Here is a 20,493-nt window from a genome sequence, read left to right on the forward strand (position 1 = left end):
GCCGGCCTTGTGCCGGCCATGACGAGCAGGTGAGGATTTGCCTGAACGGCTCGTGTGTATGGATCCCCGGGACAAGCCCGGGGATGAGGATCCTAGCGGTGGAGGCGCGGCGGCCTCCTAGGCGTCCATATCCAGCGAGTAGCCGGCCGAGCGCACGGTGCGGATCGGGTCGGCCATGGCGTCTTCGCGGTTGAGCGCCTTGCGCAGGCGCCCGACGTGGACGTCGACGGTGCGGGCCTCGACATAGACGTCCGAGCCCCAGACCGCGTCCAGAAGTTGCTCGCGGGAGAACACCCGGCCCGGGTGCTGCATCAGATAGTCCAGCAGGCGGAACTCGGTCGGGCCAAGGTGGATCTCCTTGCCCGCCCGCTTCACCCGGTGGGCGACGCGGTCGATGGTCAGATCGCCGATGTGCACGCGGTCCTCGGCCAGGCCCGGACGGATGCGGCGCAGCACCGCGCGGATGCGGGCCGACAGCTCGCTCATAGCGAACGGCTTGACGATGTAGTCGTCGGCGCCGGTGTCGAGGCCGCGGATCCGGTCGCTCTCCTCGCCGCGCGCCGTCAGCATGATGATCGGCACGTTGCGGCTCTCGGAGCGCTGGCGCAGGCGCCGGCAAACCTCGATGCCGGAGATCTTGGGCAGCATCCAGTCCAGCACGATGATGTCGGGCAGGCGCTCGGAGACCAGGGTCAGGGCTTCCTCGCCGTCGGCGGCGACGACGACGTCGTAGCCCTCCTTGTCGAGGTTGTATTGCAGCAAGGTCGACAGGGCGTCTTCGTCCTCGACCACCAGGATATGGGGGGTCAAATCGTCACTCCTTCGGCGGGCGCGCCACTATGCGCGCAGCGCATCCGTCTTGGGCCGGTCAGCGGAGATCATCTCCTCGCCGGTGATTTCGTAATGGATGATCTCGGCGATGTTGGTGGCGTGATCGCCGATCCGCTCGAGGTTCTTGGCCACGAACAGCAGGTGGGCGCAGGCGGTGATCGTGCGCGGGTCGCCCATCATGTAGGTCAGCAGTTCGCGGAACAGGCTATTGTAGTGCTCGTCCACCTCGTCGTCGCGTGACCAGACGGCCAGGGCGCGGTCGAGATCCGACCCCGTATAGGCGTCCAGCACGTCCTTCAGCCGGCCCAGCACCAGCCGGCCCATGCGCTCGATGGAGCGGGTCAGCGGCGTGATCGGTTCGGCCTCGTTGAGCACCAGGGTGCGCTTGGCGATGTTCTTGGCCAGGTCGCCGCAGCGTTCGAGGTTCGAGGCGATCTTCATCGCCGCCACGGTCTTGCGCAGGTCGTTGGCCATCGGCTGGCGCAGGGCGATCAGGCGGATGGCCTTGCGCTCGATGTCGGCCTCCAACAGGTCCAGCCGCTCGTCGCGGCCGACCACGGCCTCGGCCAAGGACTGGTCGCGCTTGACCACCGCGTCGATGGCGTCGCCGACCTGGGCCTCGGTCAGGCCGCCCATCCGCGCGCAGTCGGCGGTCAGGGCGTTCAGTTCGTCTTCGTAGGATTTGACGATGTGCTCGTTCATGTCGCTCGCCCCTAACCGAACCGGCCGGTGATGTAGTCCTGGGTGCGGCTGTCCCGCGGGTTGGTGAAGATCTCGCCGGTCGGCCCGGCCTCCACCAGCTTGCCCAGGTGGAAGAACGCGGTCTTCTGCGACACCCGCGCGGCCTGGGCCATCGAGTGGGTGACGATGACGATGCAGTACTGGTTGCGCAGTTCGTCGATCAGTTCCTCGATCCGCGCCGTGGCGATCGGGTCGAGCGCCGAGCAAGGCTCGTCCATCAGGATCACTTCGGGGCTGACGGCGATGGCGCGGGCGATGACCAGGCGCTGCTGCTGGCCGCCGGAGAGGCCGGTGCCGGGCTGGTGCAGGCGGTCGGCGACCTCGGCCCAGAGGCCGGCGCGCTTCAGCGAGGATTCGACGATGGCTTCCAACTCGGCCTTGCCGGTGGCGATGCCGTGGATGCGCGGACCGTAGGCGACGTTCTCGAAGATCGTCTTGGGGAACGGGTTCGGCTTTTGGAACACCATGCCGACCCGGGCGCGCAGCACCACCGGGTCGATGGAGCGGTCGTTGACGTCCTCGCCGTCCAGCTCGATGCGGCCGACCACCTTGCAGCCGGCGATCGTGTCGTTCATCCGGTTGATCGAGCGCAGGAAGGTGGACTTGCCGCAGCCGGACGGGCCGATCAGGGCGGTGACGGAGTTTTCCGGCACGTCCAGCGACACGTCGAACAGGGCCTGCTTGTCGCCGTAGAAGACGTTCACGTCCCGGGCGCGGATCTTGATCGCGCCGGCCGGCTGGCTGGCGTGCGCGCGGTCGACGGCGATGTGGACCGGAGCGGAGGCGGTGTCGTGCGCCATGGCGTCATCTCGCTGGCTGGGCATGGGGAACCTCGGGGTCTGGCGCATGGACGCTACCACCGCCGCTCGAAGCGGCGCCTCACTAGAATGGCGGCCAGGTTCATGACGATCATGAAGACCAGCAGCACGATGATCGCCGCGGCGGTGCGCTCGTGGAAGCCGCGTTCGGACGCGTTCTCCCAGATGAACACCTGGACGGGCAGGACGGTGGCGGCGCCGGTGAAGCCTTCCGGCACGCCGGGCACGAAGGAGATCATGCCGATCATCAACAGCGGCGCGGTCTCGCCCAGCGCGTGGGCCAGCGACAGGATCGCGCCGGTCATCACGCCGGGCATGGCCAGCGGCAGGACGTGGTGGAACACCGTCTGAGTGCGCGAAGCGCCGACACCGAGCGCGGCTTCGCGGATCGAGGGCGGCACCGCCTTCAGGGCCGAGCGGGTGGCGATGATGATGGTCGGCAGGGCCATCAGCGCCAGCACCATCCCGCCGAGCAGCGGCGAGGAGCGCGGCACGGCCAGCCAGTTGATGAACACCGCCAGGCCCAGCAGGCCATAGACGATGGAGGGCACGGCCGCGAGGTTGTTGATGTTGACCTCGATGATGTCGGTCCAGCGGTTCTTGGGCGCGAACTCTTCGAGATAGGTCGCCGCCAGCACCCCGATCGGCACCGCCAGGCAGGCGGTGACCAGCAGCATCATCGCCGAGCCGACGATGGCGCCGAGCACGCCGGCCTGCTCTGGTTCGGTGGAGTCTGAGTTGGTCAGGAAGCTGACATTGAAGCCGCTGGTGACCGCGCCCGAGGCCTTGAGCTTGTCCATCCAGTCCAGTTGCTGGTCGTCCAGCTTGCGGCTGTCCTGCGGGGTCGAGCGCTTGATCTGGCCCTTGAAGTAGAGGGCGGCGTCCGACTTGACCGGGCCGGTGACGGTGATGGTCTTGCCGATCAGGGTCGGGTCCTCGCGGACCATCTTCAGCAGCTGGAAGCCCAGGTCGTTGGACATGATCTCCATGACCTTGCCGGACTTCTCGCCGAACTCGTCGTCCTTCTCGCCCAGCTTGGCGAGGACCGACTCGGCGACCAGCAGGTCGTAGTTCGCGCCGGTCGGGTCGGCCTTGTCGATACGGCTGGCGTCCAGATGGACCGGCACGGCGATCTGGTAGTCGATGAAGGTCGAGTAGCCCTGGGTGACGATCCGGCCGAGCAGGAGCGCCAGGAAGCTGAGCGCCACGATGATGGCCATGCGGCCATAGAGGCGGAAGCGCATCTCCTGGGCGTGGCGCTTCTTCAGGCGCGCCTCGACAACCTGGCGCAGGTTGGCGGCGGCGTTCGGGAGGGCGGCGTCAGTCATACTGTTCCCGATATTTCTGCACGATGCGCAGGGCGACGATGTTGAGCATCAGGGTCACCACGAAGAGGGTGAGGCCCAGGCCGAAGGCCGACAGCGTCTTGGGGCTGTCGAACTCCTGGTCGCCGGTGAGCAGGGTGACGATCTGAACGGTCACCGTGGTGACGGTGTCGAGCGGGTTGAGCGTAGTCTTGGCCTGGAGGCCGGCGGCCATGGTGACGATCATGGTCTCGCCGACCGCGCGGGAGACGGCCAGCAGCATGGCGGCCATAATCCCCGGCAGGGCGGCGGGCAGCACTACTTTCTTCACCGTCTCGGAGCGGGTCGCGCCCATGGCCAGGCTGCCGTCGCGCAGCGACTGGGGCACGGCGTTGATGATGTCGTCCGACAGCGAGGAGACGAAGGGGATCAGCATGATCCCCATCACCGCGCCGGCCACCAGGGCCATCTGGTTCTGCACCTGCATCAGGTACTGGGCGAGGCCGTCGAGCGACCCGCCGGCGAGCTGGGCGCCGATCCAGTTGAAGAACGAGCGGAAGATCGGCCCCACCGTCAGGGCGGCGAAGAAGCCGTAGACCACGGTCGGGACCCCCGCGAGGATCTCCAGCAGCGGCTTGACCACCGAGCGGGTCAGCGGGTTGGCGTATTCCGAGAGGTAGATCGCCGAGTAGAGGCCGATGGGGGCGGCCACGACCATGGCGATCATCATGATCAGGAAGGTGCCGATGAACAGCGGCACGGCGCCGAACGCGCCCGTGCCGGCATATTGGTCGGCGCGCATGGCGATCTGCGGGTTCCACTCGGTCCCGAACAGGAACTCGTGGATCGGCACCGCCTGGAAGAAGCGCCAGCTTTCCCAGACCAGCGAGGCGACGATGCCCGCCGTGGTCAGGATGGCCGTCACCGAGCAGACGATAAACAGGCCCGCGACCCAACCCTCGACCTTGTTGCGGGCGCGGAACTGCGGACCGATGCGGGGATAGGCGATCAGGATACCGACGAGGGCCAGCACCGCGCCGAGCGCCAGCGAGCCGAATTGGATCAGATCGCCGAGCTGGGTGGACTTGGCGGCCTTGGCGTCGAGCGCGGTCTTCAGGTCGCCGGCGTAGATGGTCTCGCTGGGCTGGCCGCCGTGGGCGATGGCGCGGGCGTCGTCATAGAAGACGTCCTGCTGGGGGGCGGTCAGGGCCGCGACCGCGGCGGGCGGATCGGCGCGCAGCAGGCCCGCCTCCAGCCGGCCGCCGAACATGGCGAACAGCAAGATCAGCAGGGCGGCGGGCACGCCCACCCAGAGGGCGGCGTAGCTGCCGTAGTAGCCGGGCAGCGAGTGCAGGAGGACAGACTTGCCGCCGGTGGTGGCCAACGCCTTGCGCCGGCCGGCCATATAGGTGGCCAGCGAGAACAGCAGCAGCGCGGTAAGGGCGATCCAGGTGAGCATCGGAGGTCCATGCCGTTGCGCGAGCCGGGGATGAAGGCCGCCAAGGCCCTGCTCCCCGCCCGGGCTGGAAGTTGCCCGCCTTATGCTGTCGGCCCACGACAGTTCCGTGACACTTTCATTACGATGTGCGGAAACGAGGCCGTCTGGACGTCGCCTACGTAACGCCGGTTATGAGCGACTCCTCGACAAGGCGATGTATAGGAAAGACCGTCCCAATCACGGGTGCGGAGGTTTTTCCCGACATGTCGCTCGGCCCATCGACGCCCGCCAGGATCGGCAAACAGGCGCGAAGCCTGGAGACGCGCCAGAAGCTGGTGGCGACCGCGATCGAGCTGCTGGCGACCCACGGCTACGCCGCGACCACCATGGCGCGGGTCGCCAAGGCGGCGGGAATCAGCGCGGGGCCTCGGCGATACTATTTCCCTAATCCAGCCGATCTGTTCGCCGCCGTGGTCGACGAGATCCACACGACGAACCAGGCGAACATCGCCGCCGCCATCACCGACCAGGGCGACCTGCAGTCACGCTTGAGAGCGCAGTTCCTCGCCTCGCTGAGCAATGTCGGCTCGCCCCAGCACATGGCGATGCTGGAGCTCAAGATGGCTATTCGCGGCGATCCGGACCTGCGCCGCGCGATCGGCCCCAAGATCCGCGCCTATGAGGAGCGCGCCGACAATCGTTTCCTGCGCGCGGTCCGGGAGACCGGCCTGCCGGAGGGCGAGATCGTCGCCCTCCGTGCGATCATGGCCGCCACGCTGCGCGGCCTGGCGATTGCGGCGATCGAGCGCGATCAGACCGACATCATCGCCGAGGTCGCCCGCCTGATCCCCGAGATGGTCACCCAGCGCCTAAGGGCGGGTGACCAGGGACAGACCTAGCGCCCTTCGGGAAGCCAGCCACGGGGGTTGCTGGCTAGGCTCTCGCGGAAGGTCTGCAGCGTCGCCTTGAGATCGGCGGCGATCTGCGGATGCTTGAGGGTCACGTCGTGGCTCTCATTGTCGCGATTGAGGTCATAGAGGGCCGGCTCGGCGAACGAACCCAGCGGCGACGCCGCCGGGTAGAACGGGTTGGTCGCCGGCTTCTGGACCCGGTCGCGATATTTGTAGTCCTTGCCGCGCACCGCCTCGTACTCGCCGGTCCACATCGTCACGTAGAACAGGTGGTCGTGCGGCGTGGAAGCCTTGCCCGCCAGCATCGGGGCGATGTCGCGACCATCGATCAGGCGGTCGGACGGCAGCGGCAGGCCAGCGGCCGTCAGCACCGTCGGCAGCAGGTCGATGTTCATCGCCATCTGGTCGGACTTCGAGCCGGGACGAACCTTGCCCGGCCAGATCACGAAGGCCGGCACGCGCATGCCGCCCTCGAAAGTCTCACCCTTGCGGCCGCGAAGCTCGCCGGCGCTGCCGCCGAAGTCGCCGCCGTTGTCGCTGGTGACGATGACGATGGTGTTCTTCGACAGGCCCAGCTCGTCGAGCGTGCGCATCACGCGGCCGACATTGGCGTCCAGGTCCTCGATCACGTCGCCGTAGGGGCCGCCGTCCGACACGCCCGAGTGTTTGGGGTTCGGGTGATGCGGAAGGTGGGGCGCGGTGTAGGGCAGATAGAGGAAGAACGGGCGCTTGGCGTTGTCACGCATGAAGCTCACCGCTTCGTCGGTGAAGCGCTCGGTCAGGGTCCCCTGCACAAGCTTGTCCGGCGGGGTGTCGACGGTCGTGCCGCGATACATGGCCAGCGGCGCCATGTCGTTGCTGTAGGGCACGCCGAAATAGGTCGAGAAGCCGCGCTCGGTCGGGCGATGGCCCTGCGTGTCGCCCAGGTGCCACTTGCCGAACGCGCCGGTCGCATAGCCGGCCTTGGACAGGATCTCCGGCAGCAGGATCTCGTCGGTCGGCAGCGCGTTGGCGTAGCCCATCGCCCGGCGCAGGCCGGCGATCGGATGGCCCGTCGGGAAGAAGACGTGGTTGGCGGCGTAGGACCGGGTCGGGTAGCGCCCGGTGAGCAGCGCCGCGCGCGAGGGGGTGCAGACCGGCGAGCTGGAATAGAACTGCGACAGGGTCGCGCCCCGCTTCGACAGGGCGTCGATATTGGGGGTCTTGATCAGGCGGTTGCCGTAGCCGGAGAGGTCGCCGTAGCCGAGGTCGTCGAACAGGATGACCACGACGTTCGGACGATCGCCGGGCTTGGTCGCCGCGACACGGTCCAGATAGGCCGCCTTTTCCGACAGATGCTCGAGCGGCGGGGCGACATAGGCCGCGGCCGCCTTCGCCAGGGCCATGTTCGGCTGCAGGGCGAAGGACGCCTCGACGGCCCCCGTCTCCGGGACGGTGATCTGCTGGTGAGCCGTCGACATCCCGAACGAGGCGCCGCCGATCTCATAGGTTCCGGCAGGCACGCCGGGGATACGGAAACCACCGTCGGTGCCGGTCACCGCGCCGCGCATCAGATCATCGATGGCCACGCGCGCGCCCGCCATCGGACGGCCGTTCGGGGCGACGACGCGCCCGGTCACATCCCCCGCCTGGGCCGTGGTGCTGGTCAGCAGCGCCGCCGCGGCCACGCCCATCCAACGCATTTTCCCGGTCGCCATCCCTGATCGTCCTTCGAAATTATCTTTTATGAGAGTTAGTCAATATCCCCACTTTTGACGGGATGAAAACCATTTCATTGACAAAATTATTCCATGTGAAATTTTTCTACCTCGCGATTGCCCGCGCGTGAAGCCGAGCGGCTCACCCTGGCGGTCGTGCAGAGCGGACCACGGCGTGGCCGGGTCCGGAACAAAACGACGAACGTCGGATACGGGGAAACTACAATGCAGATCATGAGCGGACGGAGCGCACGAGGCTGGTTAGCCGGTGCGAGCATGTTGGGCCTTTGCATGGGCATGGCCACCACCGCCTACGCCCAGGAGGGCGCAGCGCTGGAGGAAGTGGTCGTCACGGCCCAGAAGCGGTCGGAACGCCTGCAGGACGTGCCGCTGTCGGTCGCCGTGGTGTCCGGGACCAACCTCGAGCGTCTGCACATCTCCAGCCCGGACGAGCTGCCGATGGTCTCGCCGAACGTTTCGTTCACCGCCTCGTCGAACACTCGCGGCCAGGGCCTCAGCATCCGCGGCGTCGGCACCCTGAACTTCAGCGACGGCGTCGAGCCGAGCGTCAGCACCGTGATCGACGGCGTCGTGCTCGGCCGCCAGGCGATGTCGGTGTTCGAACTGATCGACATCGAGCGGGTCGAGATCCTGCGCGGGCCGCAGGGCACGCTGTTTGGCAAGAACTCCTCGGCCGGCGTGCTGAACATCGTCACCGAGGCCCCGCGCCAGACCCTGGGCGGCAAGTTCGAGGCGAGCTACGCCAGCCTTAACGAAACCAAGCTGCGCGGCAGCGTCACCGGCCCGCTCTCGGACACCCTGAGCGCCCGGCTGACCGGCTACTACACGACGCGCGACGGCTATGTGACCAATGTCTACAACGGCAAGAAGCTGAACGATCAGAACCAGTGGGGCGTCCGCGGCAAGATCCTCTGGACCCCGACCGAGGCGACCAGCGTCACCTTCATCGGCGACTATTCGAAGATCGACCGCAATTGCTGCGCGCCGACCTCCATCTCGGTTTCACCCACGGCGGCCGGGGCCGCGCGCCTGGCGCTGATGGGCCCGGTGGTTCCCGGCCGTGACAACAACCAGATTAACGTCGACGGCCTCTACTATCTGAAGCAGGACACCTCGGGCCTGTCGGTGCAGGTCGACCACGAGATCGGCGACCACACGTTGACCTCGATCACCGCCTATCGGCAGTTCCAGGTCCGCGACAACAACGACCCCGACCTGCTGCCGGTGAACCTGTTCAACCTGAACAACGCCGACCAGAAGCAGAGCCAGTTCAGCCAGGAACTGCGGCTGACCTCGCCGCAGGGCAAGCCGATCGAGTACGTCGTCGGGCTGTACTATTTCGGCCAGGACCTGGACACGGTCACCATGCTGCAAGGCCGCTACAGCCTGGCGTCGAATGTGATCGCCGGCAGCGTCATCGATCGCGGCATCGAGACGAAGAACGCCGCGGTGTTCGGCCAGCTGACCGGCCACGTCACCGACCAGTTCTCGGTGATCGTCGGCGCCCGCTACACCAGCGAGAAGCTGGACGCCCGCTTCATGCGCACCAACCTGCCCGGTCTGCCGAGCGCCCCGGTCGGTGTCGGCGGGCCGCCGCTGAACACCAACGATCTCAAGTCCGACGAGGCCAAGCTCTCCTACCGCCTCGGCGTCCAATACGACATCAACGACGACGCCATGGCCTACGCCAGCTACGCCAAGGGCTTCAAGGGCGGCGCGATCAACCTGCTCAACACGCTGACCCAGTCGCTGGTCACCGGCGGCGGCTATCTCGTCCCGCCGGAGATCCCGACCAACTACGAGGCCGGCGTGCGTCTGTCGCTGTTCGAGCGGCGCGCACAGCTTAACCTGACCGCGTTCCTCACCGACTTCGACGGCTTCCAGACCACGGCCTTCGACCCCAACGCTAACGCCAACATCCTGACCTCCGCGGGCAAGCTGCGCAGCAAGGGGATCGAGGTTGAAGCCCTGGCCTCGCCGGTGGTCGGCCTGACCCTCTCGGCCAACGTCGCCTATACCGACGCCACCTTCCGCGAATTCCCGAACGGCCCCTGCTATCCGGGCCAAGCCCTGGTGGACCCGGCCTGCCGGAACGTGAACGGGACCTACATCCAGGACCTCGCCGGCAAGAACCTCAACAACGCGCCGGAGTGGGCCTACACGCTGGGGGTCAACTACCAGCGGCCGATCGCCGACACCGGCTTCACCGGCCTGTTCAACCTGGGCTACGTCTATCGCGACAAGGTGAACTTCGGCCTGAGCCAGGATCCCCAGACCGTCCAGAAGGCCTATGGCCTGGTGAACCTGAACCTCGGCGTCCAGACCCAGGATCAACGCTGGAAGGTCAGCGTCTTCGCCAAGAACCTGCTCGACCAGCGGTTCTCGAACGGGATCTTCGCAGCCACCCTCGACTCCGGCGGCCCGCTCGCCAAGGCCGGCTATAGCCAGATGGTGACCGAGAGCGCCCGCCGTTCGGTCGGTATCTCGCTGAACACCACCTTCTAAGACTGGACGGGAGGAGCGGCCGATGGCGCGGCCGCTCCTTTCCCCATCACGTTTGTCAGTTAGGCGTGTAGTCGATCTGCATAGATGAGGCGTCCTTCGCCTAGCCGCGCGAGGACTTCTGGGAGCGCGCGCTCCGCGACCGCGAAACAACCCTCGCTGCGCCCTAGCTTGCCATGCTCCTTGACCATGTCCTGGCTGACGTACCACGCGCCATGGACGACGATCGCGCGGGGCTCGGCATTGCTGTTGGTCGGATCAAGACCGGCGATGCGTCGGGAAGGCCCATGTTTGCCGACATAGAGCGGACCAGTCCGGTAGGCGCCTGCTGACGAGGCGGCGGAGCCGGGAGCATTGGAGAAGCGCTTCACCCAGCCGCTATGATCGGGATCTGATCCTCGCCCATGCGCGACAAGCAGGCTGGTCACCCCGCCGCTTACGAGGTTCACAAAATGAAAGCGCGGAACCGATGAAGCGGCGTCAAAATCGGCGATGGCGATCAGGTCCCGTGCAAAGGCGCCGGGGTGGCGTTCGAACGCCGACAAGGCGCGCGCCATCAGCGCCGAACTTGGGCCGGCCGGCGGAGCCCCGGCCCGCGCCAGACCCGGCGCAACCGCGCCGGCGCTTCCGACCAGGGCCGCGGTCAAAATCCGCCGCCGGGAAAACATTGCGTCCAAGCCCTGACTCCTAGAATCTCTGCGCAGGGGCCTGCGCGCCCAACTCCACCAGCTGCGTTCGGAGACCATGCCAAGACGCCCCACGCTGCCAGCACTCACGCTTTGCCTGGCGCTCGCCTTCTACGCCGACCATGCAAGCGCCCAAGGGGCCAAGGCCAGTTCCGCCGCCGAGTTCGCCCGTCAGGCCGATCAGCTTAAGCCCGGTCAATGGGTCTGGGCTCCCAATGTGGCCCAAGCTGGACCGCTCCTGATATACGTCGACTTGTCGCGCCAGCTGGCTAGCGTCTACCGCAACGGCGTGCGGATCGGGGTCAGCACCGTCTCGACCGGCAAGTCTGGTCACGAAACCCCGACAGGCGTGTTCACCATCCTGCAGAAGGATGCGACCCACCATTCCAGCCTCTACAACAACGCCCCCATGCCATTTCAGGAGCGGCTGACCTGGGACGGAATCGCGCTCCATGCCGGCGGACTCCCGGGCTTCCCGGAGAGCCACGGGTGCGTCCATCTCCCGCTGGAATTCTCCCGTGAACTTTTCGCGGTCACCAGCCTTGGCGTCACCGTGGTGATCGCCGGAGATGCGGCCGGGCGGGTGCAGTCGACCAACCAGAGCGTGCTCGCCCCGGTCAATATGCGCGGCGCCGCAGCGGCCCAACGCAAGCTGGACAAGGAGCCTTTCCGGTGGACCCCGAGCCTCTCCCCCACCGGCCCGCTGAGCATCATCATCTCAAAGCTGGACCAAACTATCGTGGTGATGCGCAATGGGGTGGAGATCGGTCGCAGCGTGGCGCAGATCGATGATGACGACCCCGGCACGCACGTCATCAGCGTAACGCGTGGCGCGGATGGAGAACCCCATTTCATCTATATGGGCCTGCCGGGCCACGAAGACGATCGCGGCCGCGAGCTGGACCAGGCGACGATCAATCGCGTGCGCGTCCCTAAGGACTTCTATCGCGCCGTCCGCCCCTTGGTGCAGCCCGGCGCCACCATACTAGTCACACAGTCCAGCGTCGGCGAGGACGTGATGGGGCGAAAGCTGACGGTGATCGACGCCGTCGTCCCCCAACCGTAGGCGTCTGAAAGCGCTCTAGCCGGGCGTCGCCGGTTCGGCCGCCGACACCTCGGCCCGCGCGAGCGGGAAGTAGGCGGTGAAGGTGGCGCCTTCGCCCAGCACGCTCTCCACCGCCAGGCCGCCACGGTGGCGGTTGACGATGTGCTTCACGATGGCCAGGCCAAGGCCCGTGCCGGACCGCTCGCCGCTCTTCTGGCCCTCGACGCGGTAGAACCGCTCGGTCAGGCGCGGCAGGTGTTCGCGGGCTAGGCCCACGCCTGAGTCGGTGACCCGCAGGGCGGCGTAGAGATCGGCGGCCCGGTCCGGGGTCAGCAGCGACAGCCGTGCGGCCCGCGGATCGCCCGGCGCTGCGGCCGCTGTGGCCGACAGTCCCGACCGCAGCGAGATCTTCACCGCTGCGCCCTTGGGCGTGTACTTCAGCGCGTTGTCGACCAAGTTCTGCACCACCTGGATGATCTGGTCGCGGTCGCCGGCGACGATCACCTGACCACGCGGGGGCAGATCCTCGGCCTCCAGCCGTACGCACCGGTCGCGGGCCAGCGGGCCCAGCGCGTCCAGCACGTCCATGACCGCCATCACCAGATCGGCCTCGCCTTCCGGCGCGATATGCTCGTTGAGCTCGATGCGGCTGAGCGACAGCAGATCGTCGATCAGACGCGACATCCGCTCGGCCTGGGTCGCCATGATGCTGAGGAACTTCTCGCGCGCGTTCACGTCGTCCTTGGCATGGCCGCGCAGGGTCTCGATGAAGCCTGACAACGAGGCCAGCGGCGTGCGCAACTCATGGCTGGCGTTGGCCAGGAAGTCGGCGCGGGTGCGTTCGGCGCGGCGGATGTCGGTCTCGTCGCGCAGCACCAGCAGGGCCAGGGGCGCGCCGTCCGGCGCGACGCCCAGGGGCTTGGCGAAGGCGCGCATCACCCGCTCCTGCGCCCCGCCCAGTTCGTAGATAGCTTCGGCTTCCTTGCCGCCGAACAACGCCTCGTCGACGGCTTCCAGCACGTCGGGATCGCGGATCACCGTGACCAGCAGCCCTGCGTCATATTGTATCCTCAGGGTCTGCCGGGCGGCCTCATTAACCAGCACGAAACGCCGCCCTGTGAGGTCATCTAGTTCATGGGCGGCGATCACCAACACTGGGTCCGGCAAGGCGTTGATGAGGCTCGCATAGGGCGGCGCATCCTCGTGCGCGGGGCGGGCCGCTTCGAGGGCCGGCAGGGCGACGCCCGCGCGCTCGGCCACGTGCCAGGCGGCCAGGCCGGTCACCCCGGCCGCGACGAGCACCATCCATGAGATCGCCTGCGGATCAGCCTGCCCCAACAGGCCAAAGCCCAGAATGGCCACGACGCCGGCGCCCCCGGCGACAAGCACCGGGCCGATGTGACCAAGCCAATCAGGCGGGCTGTGCGGTGAAGACGGCTGCCATGGCGCCAAGGCGAATCTATCCTGAACAACGAACTCCGACCAAGCCCGACCCTTATGTCACTGGGATGACAGCGACCCAAGCGCGAGCCCGCGCAATATGCCCGCTGTCAGGAAATCTACGACCGCTTGAAGTCAATCTCCATTTTCCCGATAGGATTTATCGGGTCTTCATGCGGTCGAGTTTGTAGCGAACTCCAACAAATCGAGGGGCAAGACCACATGTCGTGGAAAACCAAACTCATCACAGGGGCGGCGGCGATCGCTTTCGCCTGGCCTGGACTGGCGGCCGCCGACGAGGCGACCGATGCGCGGATCAAGCAGCTGGAAGAACAGCTGGGCCTGCTGCAGGGCCAGATCGCCGACCTGAAGCAATCGACCGCCAACAACATCGCCGCGGTGCGCAAGGACTCCACAGCGACGAAGGTCTCGATCAACAATGGTCGCCCGACCATAGAATCTGATGACGGACAATTCAGCGCCTCGTTCCGCGGCGTGTTCCAGTTGGACGCCGCGCACTACGATCAGGCCTCGGCCGGGCCGCTGGGAACCGACTTCCGCCGTGGCTCGCTTGGCGACGCCGCCGAGAACGACCACGCCCGCGACCTGTCGGACGGCGCCAATTTCCGCCGCGCCCGCATCGGCATCGAGGGCAAGGCCTTTGGCGCCTTCGACTACAACTTCCTCTACGATTTCGGCGGGTCCGGGACCGAGGAAGCCGGCAAGATCAGCGCCGCCTGGGTGCAGTACGGCTTCCCGGTCGCCAATCTGAAGCTGCGGATCGGCGCCTTCTCCCCGCCGAGCGGCCTGGAAGAAGCGGTCTCCACCAACGGCTCGCTGTTCGCCGAGCGCGCCTCGCCCTCCGAGACGGTTCGCGCCATCGCCGCGGGCGACGGCCGCACCTCGGTCGCCCTGCTGGCCAGCGGCGACAACTGGACCGGCACCGCCGCCATCACCGGCAATATCATCGGTACGTCGAGCTTCGACGAGCAGACCGCCTTCGTCGGCCGCCTGACCTATGTGCCGTTCCGCCGCGACAACGCCCTGGTGCATGTGGGGGTGAACACCTCGATCGTGTTCAATCCCGCCGCCAGCGGCCCCGACGTGGCCGGAACCGCCGCCACCAACATCCGCCTGCGTGATCGGCCGGAAATCCGGGTCGACGGCGCGCGCCTGATCGACACCGGCAATATCGACGCCGACGGCCTGACCGCCATCGGGGCCGAGTTCGGCGCCCAATGGAACAACCTCTACGTCCAGACCGAATACTTCGACATCGACGTCAATCGTAAGGGGCCGCTCAGCGATCCGGACTTCACCGGCTGGTACGCCCAGGCCGGTTGGACGATCACCGGCGAGGCGCGCCGCTACACCGCCGGCACCTTCGACGCCCCCCGCCCCGCCCATCCCTTCGACCTGAAGAAGGGGACCTGGGGAGCCTGGGAGCTCGGCCTGCGTTATTCCAAGCTAGACCTCAACTACCTCGCGGGCGCCGCCGGGACCGCTCCGGTCGCCTCGGCCATCCGCGGCGGCGAGCAGGAGATCTTCACCGTGGGCCTCAACTGGTACGTCAACAACGTGCTGCGGTTCCAGGCGGCCTATCAGGACGTCTCCGTCGACCGCCTGTCGCCCGGCGGCACAGCCTTCGGGACCGGAACGGCGACACCGCCGGCCGGCGCGCAGGTCGGCCAGGACTTCAAGATCTACTCGTTGCGCACCCAGTACGCGTTCTGACGACGGCGGGGCGGCCCCGGTCGGCCGCCCCGACCCTTTGCGTTCCCCCGACCTGAGCTTCCAAGACAACCGAGCCTGAGAACAAGGATCTCGAACCATGAGCCAGAACCTGAAGACCCCGTCCCGCCGCGGCGTGCTCGCCGCGGGGACCGCCGGCGCCGCGGCCGTGGCCGCGCCGGCGCTTCTGGCCGGCCCGGCCGCCGCCCAGGCCAAGGCCTTGACCCTGTTGAACGTCAGCTATGACCCGACGCGGGAGCTCTACAAGGATATCAACCTGGCCTACGCCAAGTACTGGAAGGAAAAGGTCGGCCAGGACATCGTGATCAATCAGAGCCATGGCGGCTCGGGCAAACAGGCCCGCTCGGTGATCGACGGCCTGCAGGCCGATGTCGTCACCCTGGCCCTGGCCAGCGACATCGACGAGATCGCCGCCAAGGCCAAGCTGCTGCCGGCCAACTGGCAGTCGCGCCTGCCCAACAATTCGACGCCCTACACCTCGACCATCGTGTTCCTGGTCCGCAAGGGCAATCCCTGGAAGATCAAGGACTGGGGCGACCTGGTCAAACCCGGCATCGACGTGATCACGCCCAACCCGAAGACCTCGGGCGGCGCGCGTTGGAACTATCTGGCGGCCTGGGCCTGGGCGCTGCGCCAGCCGGGCGGCGACGCGGCCAAGGCCGAGGCCTTCGTCGGCGAACTCTTCAAGCACGTGCCGGTGCTCGACACCGGCGCGCGCGGCTCGACCACCACCTTCGTCCAGCGCGGGATCGGCGACGTCCTGCTGTCCTGGGAGAACGAGGCGCACCTGGCGATCGAGGAACTGGGGCCGGGCAAGGTCGACATCGTCTATCCGTCGGTCTCGATCCTGGCCGAACCGCCCGTCGCCCTGGTCGACAAGGTCGTCGACCGCAAGAAGACCCGCACGGTGGCGGAGGGCTATCTCAACTTCCTCTACAGCCCTATCGCCCAGGACCTGATCGGCAAGAACCACTACCGCCCGCGCAATCCCGAGGCGGCGGCCAAATGGGCCAAGAAGTTCCCGAAGATCCCGCTGGTCACCATCGACGACACCTTCGGCGGCTGGAAGAAGGCCCAGGCCTATCACTTCGGCGACGGCGGAGTGTTCGACCGGATCTACAAGCCGCGCTAGTCCTCTAGGGCGCACGGCGAACCAAGGGCGCGAAGCTAAGGCTCCGCGCCCTTTTTCTTGAGCGCAGCAACCTGCGCCGCCAGGACCCGTTTTGGGCCCATGACCCTTTCGACGGCCGATATCGTGGGGACGGCGGCGGCCCTGTGCTCGATGGCCAGTTTCACGCCGCAGATCGCCAAGATTTGGCGCGAGCGCGACGCCTCGTCCGTCAGCCTGCGGATGTATGTGGTGACGGTGACCGGCTTCACGCTCTGGATCGCCTATGGCGCGCTCACCCATAGCTGGCCGGTGATCGGCTCCAACGCCGTGTGCCTGGTGCTTTCCGGCGTGATCCTTGGCCTCAAGCGGCGCTTCCGCGACGGATAAGCGCGGCATAGTTGGCGCCGCCGCAGGGCGCCACTAGATTGCCGCCGATCCGCGCGGCCCCGCGCGCCCATAAACCCCACGCGCGTGGAACCACGGCCCGGCCCAACCCCGGCGCGTGACAGGATGTCTTGATGTCGATCGACAGATTCGCCGCCGCCGAAGCCGCCCTGAAGGCTGGTGACACCGACGAAGGAATTCGCCTGATCGCAGCGGAGCTGGAGAGCGATCCCAAGGCTCCTGTGCACATCTACCGCAACTTCGCCTCGATGCTGTTCCGCCGGGACGACTACGTGCAGGCCGAGAAGTGGGCCGGCGCCGGCGCGGCGCTCTATCCTAAGGACTACGACCTCTGGAACGTCATGGGCGTGGCCCAACGCCGCCAGAAGAAGTTCGACAGCGCCATCAAGTCGCTGAAGCAGGCTGAGAAGCTGAACCCGAAGAACACCTCGGCGCTGCAGAACCGCGGGAATATCTACAACGACGTGAAGAACGGCCCGGCCTCGGTGGAGATCTTCACCAAGCTGGTGCGGCTGCAGCCAAAGTCGGCGGAATTCCAGCGCTCCCTCGGCCGCGGCTACTGGTACTCGGGCGCGCTCGACAAGGCGGTGATGCGCCTGAACCTGGCCATCAAGCTGCAGGCCGACTACCTCGACGCCTGGCTGGATCTGACCGCCGTGACGGCGGAGATGAAGGGCTACTCCGAGACCCATGCCATTCTCGACCAGGCCAGCGCCGTCCTGCCACCCTCGATGCGGCTGCACGAGGCCAAGGCCATGGCGCTACGCCGTTCCGGGCGCCTGCGGGACGCCGAGTCCTTTCTCATCGCACTCATGCCAGAGTACGGCGACAAGGGCTGGCTGCACTATCAGCTCGGCGGGATCATCGGGGACTACGACCGTCGGCGCGGCAACGTGCACCTCGAGAAGGCGATCGAACTGGTCCCCGACAATCTCGATTATCGAATGGCGCTGATCGAGAGCCTCGGGCGATCGCGCTACGGCGATGAGTCCGCCCATCTGGAGCGCGCCTATACGCTCCTGATGGAGACCCTGTCGCCCGATCAGAAATTGGACGCCGCGCCGCTCAAGGTGGCGCTGGAGGTCCTGATCCGCATGGCCGACTACGACACGGCCGACAGCCTGGGGTCATTCTCGCAAATTGGCCACGCCTGGGTCGAGGCTGGAAAGCACACCGCCTTGCTTGGGCATCTGGCGCGCGTGCAGACACCGGAGGACCGGCTGAGCCTCCTCGAGATGCATCGCGTCTGGGGGCGTAAGGCCGTCAAGGGCGCCGAGCGCTGGCCGCTGCGCCGCCCGCCGCCGCGCGCGCCGAACGGGAAGATCCGTCTCGGCTTCATGTCGTCAGACTTGCGCAATCATCCGGTGGCTTACTTCGCCATGCCCCTATTCGAGCACGTCGATCGCAGCCGCTTCGAGATCTATTGCTACTCCTACTTCGAAGGCGACAACGCCGATCCAACCCAGCTGCGGATCACCGAACTGGTCGACGCCTTCCGCTGGAAGAAAGACATCAGCAGCCAGGACGCCGCTCAGATGATCGCCGACGACCAGCTCGACATGCTGATCGAGCTGGGCGGTTCCACGCATATGAACAAGCTCTCGGTCATGGCCTTCAGGCCCGCGCTGCTGCAGGCCAGCTGGCTCGGCTATCCGCACTCGGCCGGTCTTGAGACTATCGACCACCTGATCCTCGATCCCTATGTGGCGCCGCGCGACGAACTCCTCGTGGAGAAGGCGCTGCTCATGCCAAAGAGCTGGATCGCCATGGGCGAGATGGCCTTCCCTGATCGTCCGATCACCGAGGGAACACCCGAACAGCGCAATGGCTTCCTGACCTTCGGCACCGCGAACAACCCGTACAAGTACAGCCGTGACATGATCCGGACTTGGGCGCGCACGACCGCCGCGGTTCCCAATGCAAGGTTCATGTTCGTCCGGCCCGAAGGGGGCGCGCCGCCCTTCAAGAAGAACATTCTGGCGCTGTTCGCCGCCGAGGGGATCGCCGAGGACCGGGTACGTTTCGAGGACATTCGCGGCGCGCACATGCCGTTCTACAATGACATCGACATCTCGCTGGACACCTTCCCCCAGACCGGTGGCACGACGACCTGTGAATCTCTTTGGATGGGCGTGCCCACCGTCACGCTGGTGGGCGACGCCATGTTCGAGCGGCTTAGCTACTCGATCCTCACCAACGCCGGCCTCGGCGATCTCTGCGCCACGACCCAGGAAGAGTTCACGCAGATCGCCGTCAAGCTCGCCGCCGATCCGGAACGCCGCCTGGCCCTGCGGACCGAGTTGCGCGATATGCTGAAGGCCAGCCCGCTAGGCCAGACCAAGCAGTTCGCCACGGACTTCTACGAAATGATCGAGGGGGCAGTGGCACGAGCCGCCATCCCCGGCAAGAGCCCGGCCATCGCGTAGACGTTCCTGGAGCGATTGCGTCGCCGGCGTCGAACGGCAACGCCGGTCCTGCCTAAGCGTCAAAGAAGTCCGGCGCGCGCAGCACGCGTGCGATGACCTCGCGAGCGTCGCGCGGGCTTACGCCTAGCGCACGAAGGCGGCTGATGTCGCAGACCGGTCCATGGGGCGGCGCTTGCTCGCCGGTCAGGGTGAGCGTCCAGCCGGCGCTTGTGAACACCTGGGCGATCTCGGCGTTGGACACCGCCTCGCCCCGCGCCAGATTGACGATGCCTGGAGCGTCTTGAGCGTCCATCGCCAGCAGGCCGTCGATCACGTCGTCGGCGTGGATGTAGTCCCTGCCCGACTGCGGCGACGAGGCCAGGGTGATTTCCCGCTCGCGACGTGCGCGCTTCAATAGATCCGACAGAAACCCGCCCGCCGCATCGCTCCAGTCGAAGACGTTGGCCAGCCGCGCGACGGCCGCCCGGCCGTCCGACCGCGCCAGGCAAAGGTTCTCGCCCAACGCCTTGGAGAGATCGTAGACATTGCGCGGTGCGGTGACGTCGAACTCTAGAACATCGCTTTCGTGACCGCCGCGCGCGCCAAGACTGTCATAGAGACGGGTCGACGAAAGATAGATCAGGCGCTCGAACCGCGCGTCGCGCAGCACCTGCGTCAACAAACCAACATGGGCCTCGACGGTATCGAAGGGACGAACCATGAAGTCGCCGGTCAGGCCCGCGCAGTAGAACACCCGGCCCAGATCGCGACTGAAGAGATCGGGCTCCCCTCGGCTCGGCGCGTAGACGTCTTCGCCACGCTGGCGAAGCAACTCGACCAGCCGCGAACCGATGAAGCCGCTGGCCCCTATCACCGTGTATCGGCTCATTGGCCCCGGGCGCCCACTCGCTTGGCGGGAACGCCGGCATAGACCGAATAGGGTTCAAGTTCGCCGCGGACCACAGAGCCTGCCGCGACGACGCAACCCTGGCCGATCACCGCGCCATCCAGCACCACGACGTTAGCGCCCAGCCAGACATCGTCGCCGATCACGATCCCGCCCTTGGACTCCAAGAAGCCTTGGTCGCGAATTCGCCGCGTGGTGTCGCCGAAGGCGTGGTTGGTGGGGGCCAGCGTGCAGTTCGCGGCGATCAGCACCGCGTCGCCCACCTTAATCCCGTTGCCGGTATAGATGACGGTCCCGGAGTTGATCGCGCAATCGGCGCCAATCACCAAAGCGCCCATCCCCCCGGCCGGCTTGATCTTCACAAAGGCGTCGACCATCGTCCGCGCCCCGATCTTCATCAGGGTTCCCCGCGCCGACACCTCGATGTCGGCTAGGCTCGAGATTTTCGCAGTCGGATCTATGTCCAGCATGACGTCATG

Annotated in this window: 17 protein-coding genes; 7 read left to right on the forward strand and 10 right to left on the reverse strand. The window is 66.7% G+C overall.

The genetic code is table 11. The features are described 5' to 3' along the window. Positions 1-117: 117 nt before the first annotated feature. From phoB to pstC, 5 genes are read right to left on the reverse strand one after another with little or no spacing between them, the layout of a single operon-like run. A complete protein-coding gene (gene phoB / locus ASE02_RS15170; RefSeq protein ID WP_056735382.1) occupies positions 118-810 on the reverse strand; it encodes a phosphate regulon transcriptional regulator PhoB in 693 nt (230 codons plus the stop codon). Positions 811-837: 27 nt separating this feature from the next. Continuing rightward, positions 838-1,533: a phosphate signaling complex protein PhoU gene (phoU, locus tag ASE02_RS15175; RefSeq protein ID WP_056735383.1), complete on the reverse strand. Its 696-nt coding sequence runs from the start codon at positions 1,531-1,533 to the stop codon at positions 838-840. Positions 1,534-1,544: 11 nt separating this feature from the next. Then, positions 1,545-2,372, reverse strand: coding sequence for a phosphate ABC transporter ATP-binding protein PstB (gene pstB / locus ASE02_RS15180; RefSeq protein ID WP_056735384.1), 828 nt, complete (start codon positions 2,370-2,372; stop codon positions 1,545-1,547). Between the two features lie 53 nt (positions 2,373-2,425). Continuing rightward, a complete protein-coding gene (pstA, locus tag ASE02_RS15185) occupies positions 2,426-3,718 on the reverse strand; it encodes a phosphate ABC transporter permease PstA (protein WP_056735385.1) in 1,293 nt (430 codons plus the stop codon). Next, entirely contained in the window at positions 3,711-5,153 is a 1,443-nt protein-coding gene (gene pstC / locus ASE02_RS15190; RefSeq protein WP_056735386.1) for a phosphate ABC transporter permease subunit PstC, read from the reverse strand. Before pstC ends, pstA begins: the two co-directional genes overlap by 8 nt. A 242-nt stretch (positions 5,154-5,395) precedes the next feature. Here pstC and ASE02_RS15195 point away from each other — a divergent pair, with 242 nt between their 5' ends. Beyond that, a complete protein-coding gene (locus ASE02_RS15195) occupies positions 5,396-6,031 on the forward strand; it encodes a TetR/AcrR family transcriptional regulator (RefSeq protein WP_056735387.1) in 636 nt (211 codons plus the stop codon). On the opposite strand, the gene ASE02_RS15200 is transcribed toward ASE02_RS15195, so the two are convergent. Beyond that, positions 6,028-7,740 carry a sulfatase-like hydrolase/transferase gene (locus ASE02_RS15200; RefSeq protein WP_235536716.1) on the reverse strand — a complete coding sequence of 571 codons (1,713 nt, stop codon included), beginning with the start codon at positions 7,738-7,740 and terminating at the stop codon, positions 6,028-6,030. The two genes, ASE02_RS15195 and ASE02_RS15200, sit on opposite strands and share 4 nt — an antisense overlap. Before the next feature lie 276 nt (positions 7,741-8,016). On the opposite strand from ASE02_RS15200, the gene ASE02_RS15205 reads away from it, so the two are divergent. Continuing rightward, positions 8,017-10,266, forward strand: coding sequence for a TonB-dependent receptor (locus tag ASE02_RS15205; protein ID WP_162257183.1), 2,250 nt, complete (start codon positions 8,017-8,019; stop codon positions 10,264-10,266). Positions 10,267-10,325: 59 nt separating this feature from the next. Here ASE02_RS15205 and ASE02_RS15210 read toward each other — a convergent pair whose 3' ends face one another. Further along, entirely contained in the window at positions 10,326-10,820 is a 495-nt protein-coding gene (locus tag ASE02_RS15210) for a murein L,D-transpeptidase catalytic domain family protein (RefSeq protein WP_200957694.1), read from the reverse strand. A gap of 187 nt (positions 10,821-11,007) precedes the next feature. Between ASE02_RS15210 and ASE02_RS15215 the strand changes: the two genes are divergently transcribed. Further along, positions 11,008-12,015 carry a L,D-transpeptidase gene (locus ASE02_RS15215; RefSeq protein WP_056735391.1) on the forward strand — a complete coding sequence of 336 codons (1,008 nt, stop codon included), beginning with the start codon at positions 11,008-11,010 and terminating at the stop codon, positions 12,013-12,015. Positions 12,016-12,030: 15 nt separating this feature from the next. Here the strand turns inward: ASE02_RS15215 and ASE02_RS15220 are convergent, their stop codons facing one another. After that, the gene (locus ASE02_RS15220) at positions 12,031-13,383 is read right to left on the reverse strand and encodes an ATP-binding protein (RefSeq protein ID WP_369818570.1); all 1,353 of its coding nucleotides are present in this window, start codon (positions 13,381-13,383) and stop codon (positions 12,031-12,033) included. A 273-nt stretch (positions 13,384-13,656) separates the two neighbouring features. Here ASE02_RS15220 and ASE02_RS15225 point away from each other — a divergent pair, with 273 nt between their 5' ends. The 4 genes from ASE02_RS15225 to ASE02_RS15240 all read left to right on the forward strand — a co-directional run bounded on the left by ASE02_RS15225 (position 13,657) and on the right by ASE02_RS15240 (position 19,128). Next, the gene (locus ASE02_RS15225) at positions 13,657-15,168 is read left to right on the forward strand and encodes an OprO/OprP family phosphate-selective porin (RefSeq protein ID WP_056735393.1); all 1,512 of its coding nucleotides are present in this window, start codon (positions 13,657-13,659) and stop codon (positions 15,166-15,168) included. A gap of 97 nt (positions 15,169-15,265) precedes the next feature. Continuing rightward, a complete protein-coding gene (locus ASE02_RS15230; RefSeq protein ID WP_056735394.1) occupies positions 15,266-16,318 on the forward strand; it encodes a sulfate ABC transporter substrate-binding protein in 1,053 nt (350 codons plus the stop codon). Positions 16,319-16,417: 99 nt separating this feature from the next. Further along, complete coding sequence (locus ASE02_RS15235) at positions 16,418-16,684, forward strand: SemiSWEET family sugar transporter (RefSeq protein ID WP_056735395.1); 267 nt, start codon at positions 16,418-16,420, stop codon at positions 16,682-16,684. A 131-nt stretch (positions 16,685-16,815) separates the two neighbouring features. Next, positions 16,816-19,128 (forward strand): tetratricopeptide repeat protein, encoded by a 2,313-nt coding sequence (locus ASE02_RS15240; protein WP_056735396.1) that lies wholly within the window; start codon positions 16,816-16,818, stop codon positions 19,126-19,128. A 52-nt stretch (positions 19,129-19,180) separates the two neighbouring features. On the opposite strand, the gene ASE02_RS15245 is transcribed toward ASE02_RS15240, so the two are convergent. Together ASE02_RS15245 and ASE02_RS15250 are read right to left on the reverse strand one after the other, a co-directional pair. After that, positions 19,181-19,996, reverse strand: a complete 816-nt coding sequence (locus tag ASE02_RS15245; RefSeq protein ID WP_056735397.1) for an NAD(P)-dependent oxidoreductase — start codon at positions 19,994-19,996, stop codon at positions 19,181-19,183. Further along, entirely contained in the window at positions 19,993-20,484 is a 492-nt protein-coding gene (locus ASE02_RS15250) for a DapH/DapD/GlmU-related protein (RefSeq protein ID WP_056735398.1), read from the reverse strand. Before ASE02_RS15250 ends, ASE02_RS15245 begins: the two co-directional genes overlap by 4 nt. Positions 20,485-20,493: the final 9 nt, after the last annotated feature.

It is taken from the genome of Phenylobacterium sp. Root700, from assembly GCF_001429025.1.
GTDB lineage: Bacteria > Pseudomonadota > Alphaproteobacteria > Caulobacterales > Caulobacteraceae > Phenylobacterium.